The sequence below is a fragment of the Streptomyces sp. NPDC052036 genome (genome assembly GCF_040680495.1).
Taxonomy (GTDB): domain Bacteria; phylum Actinomycetota; class Actinomycetes; order Streptomycetales; family Streptomycetaceae; genus Streptomyces.
In genome coordinates this window covers 22,253-41,706 of the sequence record NZ_JBFAWW010000052.1, presented here as the reverse complement: position 1 = coordinate 41,706, position 19,454 = coordinate 22,253, and the positions used below count along the sequence as shown (strand labels likewise).

Annotated in this window: 14 protein-coding genes and 3 pseudogenes; 6 read left to right on the top strand and 11 right to left on the bottom strand. The window is 68.7% G+C overall.

The window, feature by feature from the left end:
* Positions 1–211 precede the first annotated feature (211 nt).
* Positions 212–748, top strand: coding sequence for a hypothetical protein (locus AB0L95_RS38430; protein ID WP_365170721.1), 537 nt, complete (start codon positions 212–214; stop codon positions 746–748).
* Here AB0L95_RS38430 and AB0L95_RS38425 read toward each other — a convergent pair.
* The 5 genes from AB0L95_RS38425 to AB0L95_RS38405 form a co-directional block, all read right to left on the bottom strand.
* The gene (locus AB0L95_RS38425; RefSeq protein ID WP_365170719.1) at positions 705–1,496 is read right to left on the bottom strand and encodes an IS5 family transposase; all 792 of its coding nucleotides are present in this window, start codon (positions 1,494–1,496) and stop codon (positions 705–707) included. The genes AB0L95_RS38430 and AB0L95_RS38425 overlap by 44 nt on opposite strands.
* Before the next feature lie 435 nt (positions 1,497–1,931).
* A complete protein-coding gene (locus tag AB0L95_RS38420) occupies positions 1,932–2,081 on the bottom strand; it encodes a hypothetical protein (protein ID WP_365170735.1) in 150 nt (49 codons plus the stop codon).
* A gap of 49 nt (positions 2,082–2,130) precedes the next feature.
* A complete protein-coding gene (locus tag AB0L95_RS38415; protein WP_365170733.1) occupies positions 2,131–2,337 on the bottom strand; it encodes a hypothetical protein in 207 nt (68 codons plus the stop codon).
* An 82-nt stretch (positions 2,338–2,419) separates the two neighbouring features.
* Complete coding sequence (locus AB0L95_RS38410) at positions 2,420–2,638, bottom strand: hypothetical protein (protein ID WP_365170717.1); 219 nt, start codon at positions 2,636–2,638, stop codon at positions 2,420–2,422.
* A 344-nt stretch (positions 2,639–2,982) separates the two neighbouring features.
* A complete protein-coding gene (locus AB0L95_RS38405; RefSeq protein WP_365170715.1) occupies positions 2,983–3,132 on the bottom strand; it encodes a hypothetical protein in 150 nt (49 codons plus the stop codon).
* Positions 3,133–3,373: 241 nt separating this feature from the next.
* On the opposite strand from AB0L95_RS38405, the gene AB0L95_RS38400 reads away from it, so the two are divergent.
* From AB0L95_RS38400 to AB0L95_RS38390, 3 genes and pseudogenes are all read left to right on the top strand, one after another.
* Complete coding sequence (locus AB0L95_RS38400; protein WP_365170713.1) at positions 3,374–6,880, top strand: hypothetical protein; 3,507 nt, start codon at positions 3,374–3,376, stop codon at positions 6,878–6,880.
* 245 nt (positions 6,881–7,125) lie between these two features.
* Positions 7,126–8,129 (top strand): annotated as a pseudogene (locus tag AB0L95_RS38395) (IS5 family transposase).
* 589 nt (positions 8,130–8,718) lie between these two features.
* Positions 8,719–9,642 carry a replication-relaxation family protein gene (locus AB0L95_RS38390; protein WP_365170711.1) on the top strand — a complete coding sequence of 308 codons (924 nt, stop codon included), beginning with the start codon at positions 8,719–8,721 and terminating at the stop codon, positions 9,640–9,642.
* 757 nt (positions 9,643–10,399) lie between these two features.
* On the opposite strand, the gene AB0L95_RS38385 is transcribed toward AB0L95_RS38390, so the two are convergent.
* The 3 genes and pseudogenes from AB0L95_RS38385 to AB0L95_RS38375 all read right to left on the bottom strand — a co-directional run.
* Entirely contained in the window at positions 10,400–10,843 is a 444-nt protein-coding gene (locus tag AB0L95_RS38385) for a DUF4429 domain-containing protein (protein WP_365170731.1), read from the bottom strand.
* Positions 10,844–11,516: 673 nt separating this feature from the next.
* Positions 11,517–12,101 (bottom strand): hypothetical protein, encoded by a 585-nt coding sequence (locus tag AB0L95_RS38380; RefSeq protein ID WP_365170709.1) that lies wholly within the window; start codon positions 12,099–12,101, stop codon positions 11,517–11,519.
* Positions 12,102–12,355: 254 nt separating this feature from the next.
* Positions 12,356–12,685 (bottom strand): annotated as a pseudogene (locus AB0L95_RS38375) (hypothetical protein); the annotation flags it as partial.
* A 449-nt stretch (positions 12,686–13,134) separates the two neighbouring features.
* On the opposite strand from AB0L95_RS38375, the gene AB0L95_RS38370 reads away from it, so the two are divergent.
* Positions 13,135–14,724 (top strand): protein kinase, encoded by a 1,590-nt coding sequence (locus AB0L95_RS38370; RefSeq protein WP_365170707.1) that lies wholly within the window; start codon positions 13,135–13,137, stop codon positions 14,722–14,724.
* On the opposite strand, the gene AB0L95_RS38365 is transcribed toward AB0L95_RS38370, so the two are convergent.
* Complete coding sequence (locus AB0L95_RS38365) at positions 14,683–15,309, bottom strand: transposase (RefSeq protein WP_365170705.1); 627 nt, start codon at positions 15,307–15,309, stop codon at positions 14,683–14,685. The genes AB0L95_RS38370 and AB0L95_RS38365 overlap by 42 nt on opposite strands.
* 241 nt (positions 15,310–15,550) lie before the next feature.
* Between AB0L95_RS38365 and AB0L95_RS38360 the strand changes: the two are divergent.
* A pseudogene (locus tag AB0L95_RS38360) lies at positions 15,551–16,189 on the top strand (Tn3 family transposase); the annotation flags it as partial.
* A 124-nt stretch (positions 16,190–16,313) separates the two neighbouring features.
* On the opposite strand, the gene AB0L95_RS38355 reads toward AB0L95_RS38360, so the two are convergent.
* Both AB0L95_RS38355 and AB0L95_RS38350 read right to left on the bottom strand, forming a co-directional pair.
* Positions 16,314–17,513, bottom strand: a complete 1,200-nt coding sequence (locus AB0L95_RS38355) for a PP2C family protein-serine/threonine phosphatase (RefSeq protein WP_365170703.1) — start codon at positions 17,511–17,513, stop codon at positions 16,314–16,316.
* 361 nt (positions 17,514–17,874) lie between these two features.
* The gene (locus AB0L95_RS38350; protein WP_365170701.1) at positions 17,875–19,371 is read right to left on the bottom strand and encodes a DEAD/DEAH box helicase; all 1,497 of its coding nucleotides are present in this window, start codon (positions 19,369–19,371) and stop codon (positions 17,875–17,877) included.
* Between the last annotated feature and the right edge of the window lie 83 nt (positions 19,372–19,454).

The window sequence follows — 19,454 nt, the reverse complement described above, 5'->3', positions numbered from 1 at the left end:
AACCATACGAGAGCACCCCGCCACACACCGGGAAAGACCGTCAAACGCGCCGAGACACTCGACCAGCACTATGGCCGCACAGGTTAAAGATCAAGTTTAGAAGCTGTTGTCTTTCCGGGCTTGAGGGATGCGTTTCCGCTGGTCGGGCGTAGGGCCGGGGGTCCCGTGGGAGTAGTGGCCTGTCGTGCTGTCGCTTCCCGGGAGGTCGTGGATGCCGTCGGTGGTTGGGCTGTTGGGACAGCGTGAGCTGGGTGCTCGCCGTCGCGTGGACGAGCTGCGTGAGGAGGCTGATCGCATGCAGGCCGAGTTGGCCGCGGCCGAGCTGGAATGGCAGGAGTGGGTGATCGCTCGCAGGCGGGTCGATACGGCGCTGGCTCCGGACGGCGGCGACACCGCCGGCACGGAGATCACTCCGGATGTGCGGGATGCGGACGCGCCATCGGCGCCCCGAGATGCGGTGAAGCCGAAGTCGCAGGTGCCGGTGTGGCGTGAGGGGCTGTCCTGGGCGGTGCTGTCGGTGGACTACCAGCGCATTCTCAAGGCGCTTGCGGACCGGGCCCGGCTCGGCCAAGGGCCGCTGACCTGCCAGGAGATGGCCGCAGCGTTCGGCATGGACGTGGTGCCGGCGCGGGTGGAAGCACTGCGGTCGAAGGCAAAACGCCTGGTCGCGCGCGGCAGGCTGGCCGAGCCCGCGCCGGGCCGGTTCACGCCGGCTTCGGGCGTGAGCGGGCCAGGCGGCGCGTCATGAGCAGCGTCATCGACCAGTAGATCATCGCTTCGGCGCTGGTGGTGCGGCGTTCGAAGTCGCGCGCCAGGCGGCGGGTGCGCATCAGCCACGCGAAGAGGCGCTCGACGATCCACCGTTTGGGCAGCACCACGAACCCCTTGTTGTCATCGCTGCGTTTGACGATCGTCAGGATCAGCGCGAGCGTGGCCAGGCAGTACTCGACGAGGCTGCCGGTGTAGCCGCCGTCGGCCCAGATGAGGGCGAGCCGGTGATGCGCGTCGGCCACCCGCTCAAGCAGGACCTGGGCGGCGGCGCGGTCGCCGGTGTCCGCGGCGGTGACCATCACCCCCAGCAGCAGACCGAGCGTGTCGACCACGACGTGCCGCTTGCGCCCGTTGACCAGCTTGCCGCCGTCAAAGCCGCGGCTGTCCGCACCGACGACGGCGTCCGCCTTGACCGACTGCGAGTCGATCACCCCGGCCGTCGGGTCCGCATCCCGCCCCAGACTCATCCGGACCCGACCGCGCAGCCGGTCGTGGAACTCCTTGACCAGGCCGTGATCGCGCCAGCGGCGGAAGAAGGCGTAAACGCGGTCCCACGGCGGGAAGTCGGCGGGCATCGCCCGCCACTTGATGCCATTGTCGACCAGGTAGCGGATCGCATCGAGTAGCGCCCGGTGGCAGTACGCCTCCGGCTGCCCTCCCCGGCCGCGCATCCAGCCCGGCACCGGCAGCAGCGGCCGGACGGCTGCCCACTCCTCGTCCGTCATGTCCGTCGGATAACGCGGTTGCCGGGACCAGTTGTCGGCGGCGTTTCCGAACCGGTGAGCCAGACAGTCACACTCCCGCGTGACGGAACTGGACTGCCCGGCCATCGACACGGAACACTGCGGCACCAGGGCCTCCTGATGTTGCTCGGTGATTCGACACCAACGAGCTGTTCAGGAGGCCCTGCTCGTATGCGCCGAGCACCCCGTGACCACCCAATCGGGACTTCCGTTCGATCGACAAACCCCAAGATCGGTACGACAACAGCTACTGACCCGCTGCCGCGTCATCCGCCCCCAGTCCTTGGTATGGCTCGAGGGCTACCAGGCCCTCATCCGGTGGCGCACCGAGAACGAGATCACCGGCCTGCACGCCGTCCCCTATGACGTCGAGACCGAGGTCGGGACGACGAAGGCGTTTGCCGCGGCTTGCCCGGGTCAGGTGCGGAAGCGGGAGAGCCATCCGCCAGCCTTCTGCGCGGCGGCCTGTTCCTCCGCCTCCTGGCGTAGGCACTCCTGCTCCTGACGCTCGCGTTCGTCGGCTTCGGCCTGCTGCTGGGCTGGGCCCGGCCTTGGCAGTCCTCGCACGGGTTCGGGTGCGACTGGCGCTTGCTCCAGTCCCGGGTTCCAAGCGGGATCACCGCAGTAGGGCGGCCACCGCCGCCAGGGCCCCGGTCACCGTCGCCACCACGATCAGCGTCGCCCCGAACGCCGCCCCCGCCCGCAGCGCCGCTGCCGGATACGACCCACCAGACCGACGAACCAGGTACCCCGCGCCGACACCCACCACAGCCGCCGCCAGCACCACCAGCACACAGCCCAGCACCATCATGAACGCAATCATCGCCACAGCCACCAGCCTCTCGGTACACACAGCGGGAGTCACTGCATGTATCGAAGGTGCTGGACTCGGCGTTGACTGACGTTCACAGTGAAAAGGAACGAACGAAATTCAACGGCAGCACCATCACGTCGGGGGACGATTCTTGAAGGCGCAGCACAACCCGAGCGAGCAGCGGATCACGGACCCGCAGGCCGCGCGCCGCGAGCTCAGCCGCCTGCTGGAGATCGCGCTCGGAAAGAAGGGGTTGACCAAGGCGACGCTGGCGGAGCGGTGCGCCCTGTCGCTGACCACTGTCAGTCACGCCTTCAATGTGAAGCGGCCAGCGCCCAGCGTCCGGACCCTCGCCGCCCTCGATGACGTCCTGAGGATCGGGCTCGACCGGCTGACCAAATTACGCGACACCGCAGTACAGCAGCTCCTCGCACCTGAGGCCGAGCGCGACGGCGGTAGCCCGGCTAAGTCAGACGCGCCCGGACGGCAGAGCGAAGCACAGGCCCATACACCAGCAGGAGCCGGTCTCGTTCCCGCGATTCTTGACACCCAAGTCGTCGACGCTCTGGCAGTCACGGACGACGGCAACAAGCTCTCGATCAACGGGGACCTGATTGGGAGGGCTCGCGCCCGACGCCAGAGGCCCTCCTATCACTACGAGATCTTCGAGTTCGAGGCCGAGGAGTTCGAGGGACGCCAGGCCGAACTCGCCGCGATGACGGCCTTCTGCAACGGCACGGACGGCTCGCCCTCACCGTACTGGCGGTGGATCGGGCCCGCGTGGTGCGGCAAGACCGCCCTCATGGCGCACTTCGCGCTTCACCACCCGGAAAGCATCGACGTCCTGCCCTTCTTCGTCACGGCCCGTATGCACGGACGGTCCGACCGGCACGCTTTCCTCCATGTTCTCCAAACGCGGTTGAGCGGATACCTGGACGACACCGACCTCGACTGTTCCGACCAGGGCACCCTCCACGAAGCCCTGGAACGTGCGGCACGGCAGGCCAAGGCGGCCGGACGGCATCTCATCCTGCTCGTCGACGGCATGGACGAGGACACCGGAGTTCCGCGGTCGAGTGCAGGGCACAGCATCGCCGCGCTGCTGCCGAGCAAACCGCCGGATGGGCTGCGGATCGTCGTCGCGGGGCGCCCGCACCCGCCTGTTCCGGGTGATGTCACGCAGAAGCACCCGCTGCGCGACCCCAGGATCGATCACCCGCTGCGCGAGATCCCGGCCGCGCGCGCCATCCGCGAGGACGCCGAACGCAACCTCGACGTGCTCCTCGAATCGGAAGGGCTCGCGCACGACCTGGTTGCCCTCACCGCGGCGGCCGGCGGCGGCCTCAACGCCGAGGACTACGCGCGGCTGACGGATTACAGCCCGCTGCGCGTCGAGCAGGTACTGGGAGGATCGGCGGGTCGGGTCTTCCAGAGGAGCACCGCGCACCTCGTCCCTGCGGGAAACAAGCTCTACTACTTCGCGCACCAGGAACTGCTCGTCACGGCCCGGGGCCTGCTGCGGCCCGCCGAGCTGCGGGCGGCCCGCGACCGCCTGGACCGGTTCGTCGCGGAGTTCAAGGCGGCCAACTGGCCAGAGGAAACGCCTGAGTTCGCACTGCTCGGCTACCCGGCGATGCTGAGGGAGAGCGACGATCTCAAGCGGCTGACCGAGCTGGCAACAGACCGGGAACGCCAGGAGCGGTTCTGGGAGAGCACCGCGTCAGACACCGAGGCACTCGCGGAGACGCTGGACGCGTTGGAGCGTCACGTCACCGCTTCGGACCCCGACGTGGGGGCCTGCGTGCGGCTGGCCGTCCAGCGGGACGAGATCCAGGCGCGAGCCCGTTCCGTTCCCTCGGGCGTCGTGCGCATGTGGGCGCGGCTGGGATATGTGAGGAGAGCCGTTCAGCAGGCATCGCTCAGTCACCTGAGCGAACCCGGAGATCTCTACGGCCAAGTTCTCACGGAATGCCGTTCTCCGGACGACGCGCAAACAGTCCTCGCCGCCGTCTTCGCCATCACTTCGGCCTCCCACCGGCACAATGCGTTGCGCTGGTGCGCCCTGGCTCTGGCATCCCGAAAACTCCCCAAACAGGCCGAGGAGTTGTGTCTGGCCATCGAGGACCCCGAGAAACAGTCCCGGGCTCTGGCATGGTGTTGCCTGCGGCTCTCGGAGCAAGGCTGCGATGCCTGGGAAATCTCCGGACTGGCGGAGAGGGCCGCAGAGGTCGTGCCCGCGTGTTCCTGGGAGGAGAGCGGCACCCAGCGTCGTGACCTGATCCGCGATCTCACTAAGGCTCTCGGCAGGGCCGGTCTGGTCGAAGTGGCGCGCGCCTTGCTCGAGACGGCCGTCGCCGCCGACACACGGCCCGACGCGTGGTCCGTGTTTTGTGAGGAGCTCGCCGGCAGCGGCGAGGTGCGACGAGCCGTCTCCGTCGTACGCTCCATGCTGGATCCGCACCTGCACGACGACGCACTGCGGTACGTCGTCGCGGCAGGGGCCCGCACGGAAGCGTGGCGGGATGCGCTCTCCACCGTCGCTGCCATCCGTGAGCCGTCGCTGCGCGCTGCGGCGAGGGCGAGCGCGGCGGAGACGCTGGCGCAGGCTGGGCACTGGGAGGAGGCCGAGGGAGCGGCCAGCGCGGCTATGGACGAGGCCCGCGAGTTGCGGACTGCTGACGAGGTTGGCCCCGTCCTGCGGGGTCTCGTCGGCTTTCTGGTGGAAGCCGGCGCGCTCGACCAGGCAGACCGACTGGCTCACCAAGTTCCCGAGCTCCAGGCACGGCTCGCGGCGCTGACCCGGGTCGTCCTCGGGTGGGCAAGCGCAGGAAGAACGGAGGACGCCGGTCGGATCGCGCGGGAAACCGCGGAACTCGCGTGCTCATACGACGGCGTCTCCATAACCCCTCCCCGGGCGCCGAAAGCCGCACTCACTTTGGCGCAAGTGGGTCTGCTGGACGAAGCCCTGGCAATAGTCGCCGGCACTCAGGACACTCCTCAGGCCTTGAACGCTGTCATCGACATCGTGACGCATCTTGCTGAGCGGGGCGACTACGAACGCGCGATCGCCGTGGCTCGGTCAATCGGCAAGACGAGGTGGCCGGGCATCGCCCTGGGAGCGCTGGCGTACCACCTGGCGAGCGCGGGCAGCAGTGCGGGCCCAACACCCGTCGCACTGGCCCGCGAGGCCACCGCGCAGGCGCGCTCCAACTCTCACTCCGGCCTGCTGCAGCGGCTGCTCGGCACCGTGCGGGACATGGCCTCGTCCGGAAACCTGAAGGCCGCCCTCGACCTGGCTTCGGTCATCCCGAGCCCGGCGGGGAAGGAACACGCGCTGGGCGCGGTGGTATCGGGTACTGTGGAACACGGCAATGTGGATGAGGCGACGGCCCTGGCACGCTCCCTCACCGAGCCCGACGTCAGAGATCAAGCTCTGATGCGCACCGCAGAGGCGTGGGCCACACAGGGTCGCGCACAGGAGTCATTCGACCTGGCGCAGTCGGTCGGTGACACAGTGCTGCAGGCCGAGACTCTGGCTCAGATCTCCATCCGCCTGTCGGGCTGTGGCCGCATCGACGAGGCTGTGCAGGCCGCCGAGGACGCCAGCGAGCTGATCACCTCGGTCACGAAGACCCCTCAATGGCTCGACTGCTCCCTGGAGGAGGCGGCCACGAACTTGATGAAGGACCAGTTCACCTCAGCTCTACGCATCGCACGCCGCGTCCCTTCTCCCTTCTTCCGGGGCAGAGCGCTCTGGCGAGGAGTCCGGCACCTCCTCGAGGAGGGGCAGTTGGAGGACGCCGCCGCCCTGGCACAGGACATCGACCATACCGACTGGTATGTCCCGTCCCTTGAGGAAACTGCGGAGGCGTTCGTCAGACACGGCGACCCCGGCGGCGCCGAGCCGCTGATCTCCGCCATCCTGGCCCTGGGCAAGGCGGACGACCTGCCCAAGACTGCACGCCGGAGCCTTTCCAGCAAGGCGGAGGAGGCACTATCCACCATCGTCCGCGCTCTGCTCGACACCGGGCAGTTGGAGCGCGCGCTCCAACTGGCAGAAGGGGCGCAGAGCGACAAGCTGAAACGGCTGACGGACCTCCCGCCCGACATTCCCGCAGCCGCGGAGCCCGAGTCGACCGAGACCCGGCCGGACAGCACGGACAGCCCGCCTGGGGCCGCAACCTCCCGGGTGAAGACATCGCCCCCGAGGAACGGTCAAGAACGCACTGCGGAAAGCGGCGACACCGCGCTCTCGCGGTTGAGTGAAGTCAAGCGGCTCGTCTGTGAAGGCAGGCTCGACCAGGCTGGGGACCTCGCCCGCGCCATTCCCCTCGACGCATCGAACTTCTTCAACGCTCGAGGCGAGGCCCTTCTACGGGTGGCGGCCGGCCATGCCCCCTCCGACGTGCGGCGGCAGGTCCTCGTGGCGGAGGCCCTGGCCGCGGGATCCGTCACCATGCTCGTAGGGACGATCGCCGAGGCTGTACCCGAGGTCCTCACCGACGTCGCCCGCTGTGCTCACTCGTTGAGCCTCTACCAACACCACGGCTGAGAACCTGACCGGACAAACGCCCAAGGAGCTTAGACCTCGAGACCGGGAGGTCGCAGCAATGGCTGTAGGGGCGCCGAGGGGGCCGGACCGCTGTCACCGGCTAGATAGCACGCGCGGGCCTCGTCAGCAGCGGTAACTGCCATGGCGGGCGTCCCCGCCTCCGTAGCGCTAGGGCGCGTATCGGGTCGTGATCAATCTGCGGGAATCACCCTCGCGGCGGGGCCTGGACCGGTAGATCTTCTTGCGTGACACGAGTGCAACTGACTGACGACGAATGGGAGTTCATCGAGCCGTACCTTCCGATCGGCGAGTACGGCCCCTACCCCGAGCGGCTGCGGCAGCAGTTCGAGGGCGTGATCTGGCGGTTCAAGACCGGCGGGCAATGGCGGGAGATGCCGCAGGAGTTCGGCGCCTGGTCGACGGTCTCCAACCGCTTCCGGCAGTGGCGTGACGCTGGCGTCTTCGAGGCCCTGCTCGAGGGCCTGATCGCGGAAGCCGCGAAGCGGGGAGAGGTGGACCTGTCCCTGGTCAGCATCGACTCCACCACCGCGCGGGCACACCACGATGCCGCCGGGATGCACCTGGGCGAGGACGTCATCAGCGCGCTGGAGAAGGCTGCCACCGAGGAGGAGAAGGCCAGGTCAAAGGGGGCAACCTCGAAGAACAAAACGGGCAGGACGCCGAAGTAGATCCTGAGCGGGAAGAGCGACGACGCATCCGGCGTCGGCGAAAGCTCCGCCTGAAGGCCGCCCTCCTTGGACGCTCCAGGGGCGGGCAGACCAGCAAGGTCCATCTGGCCGCCGACCGCAAGTGCCGCCCGCTGGCGTTCGTCCTGACGGACGGGCATGCCGCGGACAGCCCGCAGTTCATCCCGGTGCTCAAGAAGTTACGGGTCCGCGGGCCCGCCGGCCGACCGCGCACCCGTCCGGACGCGGTCGCCGGGGGCAAGGCCTACTCGTCCCGCGGCAACCGGGCCCACCTGCGGAAACGCCACATCAAGGCAGTCATCCCGGAGAAGAGAGACCAGGCCGCCAACCGGAGGAAGAAGGGCTCCGCAGGCGGCCGGCCCGTCCGCCACGACGCCGATCTGTACAAGGAGAGGAACACCGTCGAGCGCCTGATCAACAAGCTCAAGGCCTGGCGAGGCATCGCCACTCGGTACGACAAGACCCCGGACAGCTACCTCGCCGGCCTCCACCTGCGCGCCTCAATGATTTGGCTCAAGGACCTCACGAAAACCGCCCCTTGATCACAATTCGATACGCACCCTAGCCGCCGTCGCGGCGGGGGCGGCCCCAGGGCTCGTCGTCGACGAAGCAGCCCCGGTGGTCGTGCAGGGCCGCGGTGTCGTGGTCGTTGTGCTACACGTAGTTGTGCCGGCAAGGAGCAGGAGGCAAGGACCGCTGAGGCTGCGCCCTGACCCCGCGCACCCCCGCCGGTCTGTCTCGTCCTGGTGCGCCGACTCGTCCGGCGCGGAGCGCGGGGCCCGCCGACGCGCAACAACAGCGATCCCGCCCAGATCCCCCGGCCGCACGCCGCCCGCCCCGCCCGTTCCCGTTCCTCTTCTTCTGGCCATAGGGCGGCCGCAGAGGTGTGCACAGGGGGATGTCGGGCTGACGACCACGACCGAGAAGGGATGGTGGCCTGCGAATACGCCGTCAGGTGCCCGGTGGGCGCGGACAGTTCTCGGCCGGGTTATCGGCGGTGTTGTCGCATCGTGACCGTGGTCGGGACTTCATGGCCGGTGGTCTGGTCGGGGCCCGCTGCTGATCTGCCTGTGCGCGCGGCGCCGCAAAAGGGGCGGTGCCGCACTGTACGGAAGGCGGGAGCAGCCGACGATGACGGGCGTGGGCGCAGGCAGCAACGACCGGTTGGCGCTGGCCGTGCTGACGCAGTACCGGATGGCCACCACCGAGCAGATGCACCGGGTGATCGCCCCCGAGGTGCGTATCGAGCAGACCCGGCGGCGGCTGGCCCGGCTACGGGAGGAGGGGCTGGTCGACCGCATCACCCTGCCGCAGGCCGGACGGACCCGGGTGTGGTTCCCCACCCCGTACGGCGTGCAGCTCGCCGGCGAGTGGCCCGAGCTGCGCGGGCGCCGGCCTTCCAGGACCGTGTCCGATCCGACCGCCGTTCGGCTGAAGGCCGGCCACACGCTGACGGTGACCGAGACCGCGCTCGTCTTCCTCGAGGACGCCCGCCGCCGCAGCGATGTATGCCAGCCGCTGGACTGGATCCCTGAAGTCCACCACCCCGTCGGAAGCGGCGAGGCCGTCATCCCCGACGCCCTGCTGTACTACCAGCGCGGCCCCGCCGACGGCGACAACGGATCGATGCTGCGGGCGTTCGTGGAAGTCGACCGGGCCACCATGGGCCCCGAACGCCTCGCCGCCAAACTGCCCGCGTACGAACGCCTTCACCACTACGTGCCCGTAGTCCCAGGGCGCCGACCAACCTTCCAGGAACCGGCAGTGGAGGAGTGGCGGCGGCGCTACCCGCTCTTCCCCCGCGTCCTGTTCGTCCTGGACGGCACCGGACCCGCCGGTGCCGAGAACCGGATCAACGCCCTGCGCGCCGCCGCCAGGCCGCTGGCACCCTTCATGCTGAACGTCCCCGTCCTCGCGGCACCGCTGGCCGACCTGCTCCACCACGGCCCCTCCGCACCCGTATGGCGCCCCGTCCACAACCCCAGCAAGCGAGTTGGCTGGACCGAGCCCGGGCACCGGCAGGCGAAACGCGCTGGCCAGCCGTGGTCGGGGTGAGCAGTGCGCGGTCAGGCCCCGTGGTCGGGCTCATGGTCGAGGCCGCAGGCCAGCCGCGCCCATCACCGGTCAGCGGGTGCGGCGATGGGTGGGCTGATCACTTCCCCTTCCGGTCGGCCTTCGTGGGTGCCCACGATCGAGTGAGCACGACGCTGCCCGCCGAAGACGTCCTGGTCGACAGCTCCTGGCTAGCGACGCTTACCCAGGGTTGGAAGTCCCCCGCTCACGACCTGTCGCACCAATGATCCGTCCGTGTCGACTCTTTCCTTCTGCAAGGGCCTACGGTGTGACTCAAGGGCAAGAGCATCAGGGTCCTTGGGCGCCTGTTCCCGAAGTAGTGCGGCTGCCCGCTCACGCTCGATCGCGAGATCTGCTTCGCGTCTGAGCCTCTGGAGGGAGGCCCTCGCGGCGTTCCGTCTCCGGGCCGCGTCCGCCTCCCTTCTCTGCCGGTTCTCCACATTGATGGCCTTGTGGAGTTGCCCAATCTGACGTGAGGCGGCCTTCGCGCTCGCTGCGTCGCCGTTGGCCTCGTGCAGCTCTTTCGCAGCGCGCAGATTCACGATCGCAGCGTTCCACTTGGCAATGTCGTCTTCACTCACTGATCCCCCCGAACCGGTACGTGATCGACGAACGTAGCTGGGACGGGAGTCCAAGCCCATGCCCGGCCCCGCACCCAACCGTGAGGCCCCTATCGCGGCATTAGCACCCAGGCTTCGTAACGAGCCTGGGGGCTCGTCAGCTTCTGCGTTCTGGCGTGCTAATGGTGGCCGAGGAGGCGGGCCTTCTGCTGCTCGAACTCGGCTTGAGTGAGTATGCCCTGTTGTACCAACTGTCCGAGTTTGGTCAACTCGTCGGCAACGAAGGAGGACTGTGCCGCGGTGGACTGCTGCGGTGCGTGGTGCTCGGCTATAGCGGCGTCGAGAGCCTTGCGGACCGCCTCGAACGCGGGCATCTGCTTCCTCGTGAACAGCACAGAGTTCTCGTCGCCCCTGGCGCTCTGGGTCTGGGCTCCGGCCTTGGACCGTCGTTCGACGCCGCCGGGAAGTCCGAACTGGATGAAGCCCTCGACGATGGCTCCGGCCGGCTTCCACTGGATGCTGGCGATCTGGCTGATGTGAAGGCGCTTCTCACCCTTGCCGACGATAGATCGGGCCAGGAACCCCTTGCGGGTGATAGTCACGTACTGGCCGTCGAACTGAATCTGTCCGCACCTTGCCCTGGACCTCGATCACGTGGCGTTCTCTTCTCACGATGCTGCTGATGGAGGCGCCATCGTCGCAGGTCAAGCCCTCATTATGGAGATCATGGGGCCAACATGTGGCAAAAATGTGCCCATGCCATGCATTGATGGCCTCCGGCACTCCCCGTACCACCACGATGGCCCCGGCACACGGGGTGATCACCGCCATGGGGGGAGTCGACTCCGCCCGCACCACCAGCACCCTCACCGAACTCCGCCAGAACTCGGCAGGCACCCGCGCATCAGCGCCGAACGCGACTTCCTTGACTACGCTTCCAGAACCAGCGGGACACCGCGAGACCCAGGGCCGCCATGGCGGCCCTGGGTCTCGTTATCAACTCGTTCCTGTAGGCCGTACCCCGGCGCCGCCCATGGGCGAGGGCCCACACAGAACACTTCTGTGCGGGCCCTCGCCCGCGAGTGACATGCGGATGCTGCGCGAACACGACGGACAGACGACCGCAGCAGCGAGGCAGAAGCGCGGGGCACGGGCGTTCTCGACAAGATCGGCCCGCTCCTGCAAGATCAGCATCACCTCGCGCGGGCGGCATCCCCCGTCCGCCCGCGCGAGCTCACTGCCACGCAGCGAGCTGCCCCGCCCGGTCTCCATACCGGGCGAGGCCCAGGCACGCGACTATGCGCAGCGCCACGTTCCGGTGACGTGCACCTTGGGGTCACTGCTAGGGGCGTCCGTGGCGTCGAGGCGCAGGGTCCCAGAGTGCATGTCGGAATTGATCTTGATACTGCTCGGATAAATCGGGTAGTAAAACTGGACGCCGTTCTGAACGTCGATGAACGGCTGAACGTTGCCCGGGAAGGCCGATCCTCCCCTGCTGTCCAAATCGTGCTTTCCGACAATGTTGTCATCCTCGTAGCTGAGCCGGAGGGTTACGGCCTGGCCGTTGATCTCTCCGTAGATGTTGGCTTCCCACTCATGGGTACGCGAGGGGTCGTCTTGGCTGCCGAGGTGGTAGTCGGCGCAGCTCGTCTGCAGGAACATGCCTCCACCGCTGTTGGGCATCGGGGCTGACTGCGTATGCAGGACCCCCTGGGCATTCAGGCCAACCGTGAGATGACCCTTAATCGCACCCGTGAACGTGAGCTGCTCCGGAAGGGTGCGGCCGTTGTCCGCAGCGGCCTTCGCAGTGGGGGTGCTGCTGGTACAACCAGCGAGGGCGATCGCGACGGCCGCGGCCGTGGCAATGGTGACGAGACGCATCCCCGCAGCCTCCCGCTACAACACGCTCGAAGGTGGCAGGTTTGCTGGGATGTGATGAAGAGGAACGACACCGACGCCACCTGGTCGGCCAGCTCGGCGCCCTCGGCTGCAACGTCACCCTCGAACGCCGTGAGGTCGCCTGAGCGGGATTTTCAAGAGAGGCCGTCTTCGGGGCTGTTGTGGCTGGCCCGGACGGTGCCTGGCGCGATACCGCTGGCACGGACCTCACCTCCAGACAGCAGCGGCTGATCGCGTCACGAGGCGCGCCGGAAGACGGCAGCAGGGCCAATGATGCCAGGGCCAAACTTGTCCCGGATGCGGTCGACGGCCGCTTCGGCCACCAACCGGGCCTCGCGGGCGTCATCGAGGCTGATCTGCTGGGCGACCTGGTCGGAGTCGATGAGGTCGTCCCCCTTGAGTACGAGCCCGGTCAGGCGGCCGCGCTGCAGGCCGGCGGCATCCATCAGCTGGTAGGCCAGGGTGCGCAGGTCTTCGTCGTGCGCGGACGGCTCCGGCAGGCGGCGGGTCTTCTCCCAGCTGCTGTTGCCGGCGAATCGAAGGGTGAGCGTCAGCGCCCGGGCCGCCTATCTCCTCAACGGCGCCATCCCGAAGGACGACAAGGTCTGCTCATGACGCTGGCCGGGCGACGTCGGCCCAGGAATCACGCAGACCCTGCCGGCGACACCCAGACAGAGGAAGACCGCAGCACTGCCGAAACACCGCCGAGACGCCGCGCTGAGATGGACCCACCGACATGCACGTACCAACGACAGGACACGATCGAGCGGCGAAGCCGGACGCCTCGAGCATCTCGGAGCACACCACCAGCACGTCCACGCCGGCGGCCTTCAAGACCCCCATCACCGTCTGCAGCATGGTCTCGGAGCCCGCACACACCAGTACGGCACGCGTAGTGCACCCAGGCCACGTCATCCGGGCTCGCGGGCAACGGTGGGGCCGCAGCGGAATCACTCGATAACATGCAGCAGCCACCCGGCCGGTACGCGCCGCCGATCATGTTTGAGGAGCCTTTGTGTCCAGCCGTATCCAGCCGGTGCAGCCGGGCGATCCACGCCGCATAGGCCCCTACCGCGTCATCGGGCGGCTCCGGACGGGCGGCATGGGCACGGTGTATGCCGCGCTCGATTCCACGGCGCTACAGATAGCAGTCAAGGTCGTCCACAGTGCGCAGGCGTCAGACGAGGAGTTCCGGGCCCGCTTCCGCCGGGAGGTGCGGCTCTCCCAGCAGGTGACGGGCCCTTGCCTGGTGCCCGTGCACGATGCCGACACCGACGGCCCCGTCCCATGGCTGGCCACTCCGTTTGTGCCCGGCCCCACCCTTGACCAGCATCTCGCCGCGAGCGGCGCCCTGGACGGGGCCCGCCTGCATGCGCTGGCAGCCGGAACTGCAGCCGCGCTGGCCGCGGTGCACGCGGCGGGCATCATCCACCGGGATGTCAAACCCCAGAACGTCATCCTGGGCCCGGCCGGCCCCCGACTATTGGACTTCGGCATCGCCCACCTACTGGACGGTACCTCAGTAACGCGCACCGGGGTGATGACCGGCACCCCCGGCTGGATCAGTCCAGAGCACTACCGCACAGGTGAGGTGGGGCCCGCAGGGGACATATTCGCTTGGGGCGCCTTGATCGCCTACGCCGCGACCGGTCGCCTCCCCTTCGGCGCCGGCGCCCCCGACGCAGTGGCCTTCCGCGTCCTCTCCGCCGAGCCAGATCTTCAGGGCACGCCCGACTCCCTGCTGCCGCTGGTTGCGCAGGCACTCACCAAGGAACCCGACGCGCGGCCCGCCGCCGCCGAACTTCGCGACGCCTGTACGGCGCTGCTCGCCGCGCAGACCACGACCGCAATCCCGCGCGAGCAAGAGCAGCCGACACTGGTTTCCGATCTGGTGAGCGCCCACTGGGACCTGCCGGCCGAGGACGATACCGTCTGGCCCGCCGCTTCCCGGGGCCGCCGCCGTATCAAGTTCTTGGCCGCAGTCGTTGCAGCCGCGGCTGCTGTAGGTGGCGTCGGCGGAGCAATCGCCGCGTCAGCCTCCAAAGAGGAGCAGAGCCCGGCGACAGCGCTGCCCAGCAGCCAGACGAAAGCCGTCAGCGCCCCGCACGCAACAAAGCCAGCCCGCAGCGGGGAGTCCAGCGAAACCGCATCGCCAGCCCCCTCCCCCGCCACCCCCTCAGTCGTTTCCGCAGAAACCCGCACGCCGTCATCAGCATCCCCCTTGCAGCCCCCGCCGTTCACGTACCTCCCGGACCAAGTCGACTGCACTCCACGGAAAGAAGCAGAAATCGACGGGTCCTGGCAGTACGTCGCCCCCGGTGACATACGGGCCGGAGACGCAGTGGAACTCAGCCTGCGGAACAAGTACGGCAACTTCGACCCCGTACAGACCGAGATGCCCGTCCTCGCCCGTATCTACATGCCCGACGGCACCTCACGCCTGGCACGAACAACCGTTCAATCCGACACTGCGGCCACCGTGGTCTGGCCCGGAGACTTCCCAGGAACCGTCGCTCACTACCCACCGGGCACATACACCGTGGTCTGGTCCGTCGGCGACGGCTCACGGCGTTTCATCGCCTGCACCGGGTTCACCGCACAATGACAACCCACTCCCCCAACGGCCACGTCCTGGCCACCACCGAGGCGACCCGACCGACAGGTAGGAGTCCTTGTTGCGGATCGCGGCCATGGCCGCGATCCCGAGCAGGCGCTTGAGATTGTTGTTGCCCGCGCGGGTGCGCCCGGACTTGTTCACCCCGGCGGACTCGTTGGTACCCGGGCAGACGCCGATCCAAGAGGCAAGGTGCTGAGCTGAGGCGAACTGGGCCATGTCGCCGCCGGCCTCGGCGACGACGATCTCAGCGGCCGTCCGGCCGATTCCGGGGATGGTGTCGAGGTTGTCCAGGTCTGCCTCCTCGGAGGCGAGCATCGACGCGATGCGGGCGTCGAGCATCTCGACAATGCGGTTGAGGTGCGCGATCTCGTCCAGGTAGTGACGGACCATGAAGGTGTGGTGGTCGGTGAACTCCCCCTCCAGCGCCTCGATCAGGGCAGGAATCTTGCTGCGGGCCTTGCCGACCGCGAGGTCCGCGAGACGGGCTGGGTCCCGCTCCCCGGCCACGAGCGCTTCGAGGATGGTGCGGCCGGTGAGACCGACCAGGTCGGTCAGGACGGAGCTGAGCTTCATCCCGGTGTCCTCGAGTTCCTTCTCCAGCCGCTGGGCCTGCGTCCCCGCGGCCCGGACGGTCTCAGTCCGGCTACGGGTCAGATCCCGCAGCTCCCGAACCCGCCGTTTGGGGCACGAAAGAGCCCATCACCATCCCGGAGGCGCCAGCCCGGGCAAGGAACGCCGCGTCACTCGGATCGCTCTTGCGCCCTCGGATCCCTTTCAGGTGGAGCGGTTCTGGCGGGCCGACCTGTCCGACGGTGGCGGGGAGCCGGCCGCCGGGTACGGGCCGCTGGAGGCCGTAGCCTGCAACAAGGTCAACCTCAAGCGCATCGAGACGCAGTGGCCGGACATGCTCCGGGTCGCCGGGTCGCTCATCACCAACCAGGTCCGGGCCTACGACCTGCTGCGGATGTTCGGCCGCGAGGGCCACCCCACCCCGCTGGGGGCGGCGTTCGCCGAGTACTGGCGGATCGACAAGACCATGCACCTGCTCGCCCTGGTCGACCCGATGGACGACACCTACCGGCGCCTGATGAACCGGCAGCTCACCGTGCAGGAGTCCCGCCACCGGCTCGCCCGCGCGATCTGCCACGGCGGCCGGGGCCAGATCCGCCAGGCGTACCGCGAGGGCCAGGAAGACCAGCTCGCCGCCCTCGGTCTGGTCCTCAATGCCGTGGTGCTGTGGAACACCCGCTATCTGGACGCCGCCGTGGCCCGGCTCCGCGCGGCGGGCCACGACATCAAGGACGAGGACGTGGCCCGCCTCTCCCCGCTCAAGGACCGGCACATCAACTTCCTGGGCCGCTACCTGTTCAACATCAAGGCCAGCGGACCCGGCCAGGGCCTGCGGCCCTTCCGCGACCCCGATGCCATCGAGGACGAAGGGGAAGATGGCTGAGGGCCGGCGCATCCGAGACGGCCTGCGCCCGCTGCGCGGCCCGGTGGCCGACGATGGCGACGCGGACGGTGGAGAGGAACGACCTCTTCCCGGCGGCGGTCTCCGGATGGGCACGGGGAAGTGCTTATCGGCCGGCTCCGGCGTGGGCGTGGCGGCCGTCGTGGTGGGGGCCGTGCCAGTCGAGGCACAGCACCGTGGCGTCGTCGGGCAGGTGGCCGCCGCAGGCGTCGGTAACCGCTGCTGTCAGGACGCGCACGACCTCGCGGGGATGTTCGGAGGCGGTCTCGCGCATGAGGCCGGGCAGGTCGACGGACTCGGCTTGTCGTTCCTGCATGCCGTCGCTGTGGAGCAGGAGCCGGTCGCCGGGGCGCAGGTCGAGGAACTGTACGTGGTACGGGGTGGGTCCGGGGGCGCCGAAGAGCAGGTCGACGTCCAGGCGCACCTCGTTCACCGTGCCGTCGCGCAGGAGCAGCGGCCAGGGGTGCCCGGCGTTGACGACCTGTGCGCCGGTCCCGTCCAGGGCGATGCGCAGGAGCTGGCCGGTGGCCATGGTGTGGTGGCCGTGGTCGAGGAGAGCCTGGTGGATCCGGCGGGCTTGCTCGGTCAGGCTGGCGCCGTCGCGACGAGCGCCGCGCGACGCATTGACCAGGAGGGTGGCCATGAGCGCGGCGTCGACGTCGTGGCCCATGGCATCGGTGACGGAAAGATGCAGGGTGTCGTGGTCGAGGGCGTAGTCATAGGTGTCCCCGGCGGCGTCGTCGGCCGGGACCAGGCACGCGGCGAGCACGAACTGTGCGGCTTCGCAGGAGGGCGCGTCGGGCAGGAGCTGGCGCTGGATCTCGGCGGCCAGGCTGAGAGGGGTAGCGCGCTGGCCCCACCGGTAGAGGTCGGTGAAGCGGCGGTCGGTGACGATGATGTATGCCAGCGCGTGCGCGGCCTCGCCAACCTCGTCCAGGATCTCCTGGCTGACGTGCGGCAGGGACAACTCCAGGACGCCGATGGTGTCACCGCGGTTGGTCACCGGGGCGAACACCCGCTTTCCGTGCCCGGCGTCGGGGGCCTGCACCAGCTCCTGGGTGCGCAGCACCTGGTCGTAGACGCTGCCGGCCAGCTGGATCTGATCGGCGTCGAGGCCGGCCCGCGAGGCGATCCCCTCGTCGACCCGCACCATCTGCCGGCCAGCGACGCTGACGAACAGGAACGACACCGCCCGCGCGTCGAACCGGTCGCGTAGATTGCGCGCCACCACAGCGAGGGACGCCCCCGGCGCCGCGTCCTCCGCAGCGGCGAGCACCTCGGCCAGCCCGAACGGGTCGCCCGGCATCCTTGCCTCCTCTCATGCGAGTGTCCCAGCCTGACCGCGGGCACTGCCCGCATGCGATCTCACACCGGTTCCACCTCGGCGGCGGGCAGGCACGCCCAGTCCCTCGCATAAATGACCAGTTGCGAGAGTTCTGCGAACACCCCGGAGCCGATCGTGAATCCGCAGGTCGTCGTTCGCAGAAGTGACTCTGAGGTGAAAACCTTCCGCAGTTGATCGTCAGGCTGCGGGAGGTTTTCACCTCAAAGTCCCCCACCGCTGTTTTGGTGGCGGCTCGTGCCTGTCCGTCCCGAGTGGGGCTGCATCTGGACCAGCGTCAAAACGTGCCTCCTGCGGATGTGGGTCAGCTTCCTGATCACGGTACTCAGGCCGCCGCGTCAAAGGCGGACTGCCGCACGCTCACGCGCCGGGCAGCCGAGGCGGGACTGCGTCGACCGCGGGAGGCCCCGCTGCGCTGACGCCGCTCGGCCGCCGGCGCGGTGATGGTGACGGGGACGCCGGAGGGGGTCTGGGCGCCGGTGATCCGGTTGAGGGCTTCCTCGCCGGAGCGGACCTGGGTGGTCTGGGGGACGATGCCGGCGGCGGCCATGAGGCGGGTCATCTCGCGTCGCTGGTTGGGGGTGACCAGGGTGACGACGCTGCCGGACTCGCCCGCGCGGGCAGTACGCCCGCTGCGGTGGAGGTAGTCCTTGGGGTCGGTCGGCGGATCCGCGTTGACGACGAGATCGAGGTTGTCGATGTGGATGCCGCGGACCGCGACGTTCGTGGCGACCAGGACGGTGACGTGCCCGGTCTTGAACTGGGCGAGGGTGCGGGTGCGCTGCGGCTGTGACTTCCCCCCGTGCAGGGCGGCGGCTCGGACTCCGCTGTTGAGGAGGTCCCGGGCGAGGCGATCCACGGCGTGCTTGGTGTCCAGGAACATGATCACCCGGCCTTCGCGCGCCGCGATCTCCGTCGTCATCCGATGCTTGTCGGCGTCGTGCACGTGCAGGACGTGGTGTTCCATCGTGGTGACCGTGCCCTGGGAGGGATCGACGGAGTGGACCACGGGGTCGGTGAGGTAGCGGCGCACCAGGCGGTCGACATTACGGTCCAAGGTCGCGGAGAACAGCATTCGCTGGCCCTCGGGGCGTACCTGGTCCAGGAGCGCGGTGACCTGCGGCATGAAGCCCATGTCGGCCATCTGGTCGGCCTCGTCGAGGACGGTGATCGCGACCTGGTTCAGCCGGCAGTCGTCGCGGTCGATGAGGTCCTTGAGGCGTCCGGCGGTGGCCACGACGACTTCGGCGCCACCACGCAGCGCAGCCGCCTGCCTGCCGATCGGCATCCCCCCGACGACAGTGGCCAGACGCAGCTTCACCGAGCGGGCGTAAGGGGTGAGGGCATCGGTGACCTGCTGCGCGAGTTCCCTGGTGGGGACCAGAATCAGGGCCAGCGGCTGACGGGCCTCGGCGCGCTGCCCGGCGGTCCGGGCCAGCAGCGCCAGACCGAAGGCCAGCGTCTTGCCGGAGCCGGTGCGGCCGCGGCCCAGGACGTCACGGCCCGCCAGAGAGTTCGGCAGCGTCGCGGCCTGGATCGGGAACGGCACCGACAGTCCCTGCGCGGTGAGCGCGGCCAGGAGCTCCCTGGGCATGTCGAGGTTCGCGAACGCCTCGACGGCGGGCAGCGCGGGAGTGATCGTCTTCGGCAGGGCGAACTCGCCCTGCACCGCGCTGGGCCGGCGGCCGTAGCCGCCCGAGCGGCTCGGGGCGGACGAACCGAAGCGGCTGCCTCGAACCGAACCAGCGGCGGAGCCGAAAGTGGGGCCGCCGGTGCGGCGGCGGATGCGGGAGGAGCGGTCGTTCGTACGTGTGGGGTTCATTCAGAACCTTCCTTGATACGGCACGTATCAGGGAATTCCCGCAGCGGAAGAACAGTTCGGGGAACCACAAGAACGGGCCGAAT

Bases quoted from the DNA above. Each gene is read 5' to 3' on its own strand.
- AB0L95_RS38390 (WP_365170711.1), top strand. From the start codon at position 8,719: ATGACGGGCGTGGGCGCAGGCAGCAACGACCGGTTGGCGCTGGCCGTG.
- AB0L95_RS38365 (WP_365170705.1), bottom strand. From the start codon at position 15,309: ATGAAGCTCAGCTCCGTCCTGACCGACCTGGTCGGTCTCACCGGCCGC.
- AB0L95_RS38400 (WP_365170713.1), top strand. From the start codon at position 3,374: ATGGACGAGGACACCGGAGTTCCGCGGTCGAGTGCAGGGCACAGCATC.
- AB0L95_RS38405 (WP_365170715.1), bottom strand. From the start codon at position 3,132: ATGAGGGCGGTCTTGCCGCACCACGCGGGCCCGATCCACCGCCAGTAC.
- AB0L95_RS38415 (WP_365170733.1), bottom strand. From the start codon at position 2,337: ATGATTGCGTTCATGATGGTGCTGGGCTGTGTGCTGGTGGTGCTGGCG.
- AB0L95_RS38380 (WP_365170709.1), bottom strand. From the start codon at position 12,101: ATGCGTCTCGTCACCATTGCCACGGCCGCGGCCGTCGCGATCGCCCTC.
- AB0L95_RS38430 (WP_365170721.1), top strand. From the start codon at position 212: ATGCCGTCGGTGGTTGGGCTGTTGGGACAGCGTGAGCTGGGTGCTCGC.
- AB0L95_RS38350 (WP_365170701.1), bottom strand. From the start codon at position 19,371: ATGAACCCCACACGTACGAACGACCGCTCCTCCCGCATCCGCCGCCGC.
- AB0L95_RS38355 (WP_365170703.1), bottom strand. From the start codon at position 17,513: ATGCCGGGCGACCCGTTCGGGCTGGCCGAGGTGCTCGCCGCTGCGGAG.
- AB0L95_RS38425 (WP_365170719.1), bottom strand. From the start codon at position 1,496: ATGACGGACGAGGAGTGGGCAGCCGTCCGGCCGCTGCTGCCGGTGCCG.